We start from the raw sequence: 3553 nt of genomic DNA on the forward strand, positions 1-3553 counted from the left end.
GGCAAGGATTCCCCAAGAGGGGCAGTTTATAAGGCTAAAAGAGGACAAGAGCCTTGAAGTTCCAGCAAACCCCATAATCCCCTACATTGAGGGTGATGGCATCGGTCCAGAGATAGCTCCCGCCATGATAGAGGTGGTAAACACTGCGGTAGAGAAGGCTTACGGTGGAAGCAGGAAGATATACTGGGTGGAGCTTTTGGCAGGAGACAAGGCGGAAGAAAAAACGGGTAAACGCATGCCAGAGGAGACCCTTGAGATACTCAAACAAGCTATAGTTTCCATAAAAGGACCTCTTGGCACGCCAGTAGGCAAGGGTGGAAAGTCCCTTAATGCGGTCCTACGTCAATCTATGGACTTTTACTCCGCTATAAGACCAGTTTACTGGCTTGGGCAACCCGCACCCGTTCCTAACCCAGAAAGGGTTAACGTGGCAATCTTTAGAGAGAACTCTGACGATGTTTATATGAGCATAGAATACATGCCAAAGGCGGAGAATACACAAAAGGTTAGGGAGTTTTTCATAAAGGAGATGGGTGTTTCTGAATATGCTCTGCCTGAGGACTGTGGAATAACAGTAAAGCCTATGAGCGAATTCAAAACAAAAAGGCATGTGAGAAAGGCTCTAAGGTGGGCTCTTGAAAACAACAAGAAGGTGGTAGCGGTGGTGGGTAAGGGCAATATAATGAAGGCTACAGAAGGTGCCTTTATGAACTGGGCTTTTGAGGTGGCAAAGGAGCCAGAGTTTGAAGGAAGGGTAATAACAGAAGGAGAGCCAAAGGATGGTCAAGTCCTATTGGTAAAGGTTATAACAGACCAGATGCTTATGCAGTTGGTCCTAAAGCCAGAAGCCTACGATGTTATAATCACACAGAACCTAAACGGAGACTATATCTCTGACCTTGCGTCCGCTTTGGTGGGTGGACCTGGCTTTGTCCCCAGTGGGAACATAGGCGACGGCTATGCACTTTTTGAAAGCACGCATGGAACCGCCTACGATATTGCAGGCAAGGGCATTGCAAACCCGTTATCTCTTACACTCTCTGGTGCTATGATGCTTGAATATCTTGGATGGAAAGAGGCAAGCGAGCTCATATACAAGGCTGTCAAAAAAGCCATAGAGGACAAACTTGGCACACCAGACATAGCCAACGGTTTTAGGAAAATGGGCATAGAAGCCAAAGCACTCTCAACTATGGAGTTTGCAAGGGCTATAGCGGAAAGGATTTAAACCCTTTTTATAAGCACCCAGCCAAAGGTGAGGTTTTTGGAGCTTATCCTCCTCGTCTTTGGCTTTTCTTTTCTACTTTGTGAAACAGAAGCATCATAAACCCTTTCAAAAAGCTCAGGGTCTTCCTTTTTGAAAACCGCCATGATGGTGGTGCTAAGATAACCCTGGTGCTTTCCTATGCGTAGCAAGATACCCTCTTCCATCCTTCTTTTTATTTCTTGTAGATGTGTCCTTACCTCTGGCATATTCTTGAAAAATTCCATCTCCAAGTCCAAAACAAGACTATAGAAGCTATTAGAAAGCTCTTTGAGCCTGTCCCAACTGAGGTCCAAATGCTTGTAATTTAACTTTTCAACGCGAAGCATCCTATCAATCAAAGACCTCTCAATGAGGAGTTTACCCTCCAGCCTTGTCCCCACCTTTATAGCTTCGCAAGCGTAAAGCGATTTATCTGAACCTATCATCTTTGGCACTTCTACGCATAGGTCTCTTAGCTCAAAAAACAGGTCAGGAAAGGCTATAGCCTTAAAAAGGTCATACTTGGCATCCATATTTCCCACAGGATTAAAAAAGCTTTCTTCAAAGCCCTTACCCTTTGAACCAAACTTTTCAAGCTCCCCTTTATTGTTAACCTTCTGTCTTAGCATGAGCCTTATACTCTCTCTCAATTCCTTATCCACCAGCAAAAGACCACCCATATAGGCAGTCCTTAGAGCACCCTTTAACTCACTGCCGGGTATATAAGGCATGCCAAGAGACTTTATAAATAGCTCCACCTCATTAGTCTTTAGAGAACCAACTATCTCAATTCTATAGAGAGGCTTTCCCACATCAACCCCTAACTCCTTTAGCATAGAGAGGCTAAAGTCTTTGTTTTGCATTAAGATTCTAAGGTTTTGAAGGAAAGCGGGATTTTTCTCTAAAAGGTGAGCTATCAAGTGTTGATAGGGATAAACCTCAAGGAAGTTATCTTTTATCGTATACTCCCACTTGGTAATCCTTTCTCCACTTCCTATATGCACTGGGCTTAGAACTTCCAAGCTAAAGTTTAACATGGCTTTCCACCTCTCAAGTATAGAGGAAAGGCATATCCATAGTGGTAAAGGTTGTGAGAAATCTGTTTCAATTTTCCGTAGTAGCCTGAGCTGTCTCTTACCTTCATAACCGCACCAGCCTTTATAAGAGGCATGGGCTTTTTCCACAAGAGGTTTCCATGTCTTCCAAAGTAGTTTTCCACCGCAGGTCTTTTCACTTCCACCTCGTAGTAGCTTTCCTGCAGGTCAATATTCTGTGAGTAGAAAAAGTCCGAGAGGCTATAGAAATAGTCCCCTGCCTTTTCCGTATACTGTGAAAGCCACTCTGGAGTTTTTAAAAGGCTTACATTAAAAAGCCCCATGCCAGTAGACTTGTTGCCACCCAAAGGCAAGAGGTTATATATGGCAGGCAGAAGCTCCTCTGGTTTTTCCTCAAATTCCCAACGGTTTATCTTTACCAAAAGACAAAACTCCCCAGTGGCAAATATGCTCTCAAAGAAAAGTTCTCCTCCTGTGGTGGTGCTTGTGAGCCTATTTATGCTGGCATGAGGGACCAAAGCCTTTGCAAAAAAACTCTTCTCTTCTTGGAAAAGTTTCTCGTAGTCTATGGCATTCCCCATAAGAAAGTCCCTAAGGACCTCTTCAGCAACGAAGCTCAGAGACTTTAGCTTTTTATACTTTCTGTATGCAGAAAATTCCCTATTATCTAAGTTCCTTAGGTCTATCTTTAAGCCAAGGGACGCAGGCTTTGGAAAGTATAGCTTTCCTCCTTCTCTGAAAAGGAGAGAGGAAAATATAACAGGTGGAGAGCTCTTGTAGTCTTCTAAGAACCTCCTTAGCCTATCTTCTCCATACAAAAGCCTCAGACCCCAGCAAAAAGCTCCAAAGAAAGTATGACTGTTCGGTAAGGACTTAAGAAAGCCAAGAGGTTTAAAAAGAAGCGTTAGGAGCATAGCTCAAGAAGCTCTTCTACCCTTATTTCCTCAAGTTTTTTGCCTTCTATCCTCTTAGGCTCAGCCTTGCCAAGGTAAGCGGATTTGGACTTGAACTCCACATTTAGTTTTTCAAACTTTACCCTTCCAGAACCCCTTGAACCATAACCACCAAGATAGTTATACTCCAACATCCTCATGCCCTGCAAAAGCAAAGAGAGAAGGTTCTTGTCCTCTTCTTTGTATAAGTTAAAGACTATCCTACCCACAAAGACCGCACCCGCAGGCACTCTTTCCACCTTTCTGGGATTAGCCCTTGAGTTTATCCTGTTTATCTGGTTTTCCGTCTTTATCTCCGT

At 43.7% G+C, this 3553-nt stretch carries 4 protein-coding genes; 1 reads left to right on the plus strand and 3 read right to left on the minus strand.

Going from position 1 to position 3553, the window contains the following annotated elements; translation table 11 throughout:
- Nucleotides 1–7 precede the first annotated feature (7 nt).
- Nucleotides 8–1228, plus strand: a complete 1221-nt coding sequence (locus tag WKI49_02150) for an NADP-dependent isocitrate dehydrogenase (protein ID MEJ7621305.1) — start codon at nt 8–10, stop codon at nt 1226–1228.
- On the opposite strand, the gene csm5 is transcribed toward WKI49_02150, so the two are convergent.
- From csm5 to WKI49_02165, 3 genes are all read right to left on the minus strand, one after another.
- Nucleotides 1225–2283 carry a type III-A CRISPR-associated RAMP protein Csm5 gene (csm5, locus tag WKI49_02155; protein ID MEJ7621306.1) on the minus strand — a complete coding sequence of 353 codons (1059 nt, stop codon included), beginning with the start codon at nt 2281–2283 and terminating at the stop codon, nt 1225–1227. The two genes, WKI49_02150 and csm5, sit on opposite strands and share 4 nt — an antisense overlap.
- A complete protein-coding gene (locus WKI49_02160; protein ID MEJ7621307.1) occupies nt 2277–3215 on the minus strand; it encodes a type III-B CRISPR module-associated Cmr3 family protein in 939 nt (312 codons plus the stop codon). Before WKI49_02160 ends, csm5 begins: the two co-directional genes overlap by 7 nt.
- The coding region (locus WKI49_02165; protein MEJ7621308.1) for a hypothetical protein at nt 3206–3553 on the minus strand (348 nt) is incomplete at its 5' end. The genes WKI49_02165 and WKI49_02160, both read right to left, overlap by 10 nt.

The sequence above is a fragment of the Aquificaceae bacterium genome (genome assembly GCA_037722135.1).
Lineage (GTDB): Bacteria > Aquificota > Aquificia > Aquificales > Aquificaceae > Pampinifervens > Pampinifervens sericum.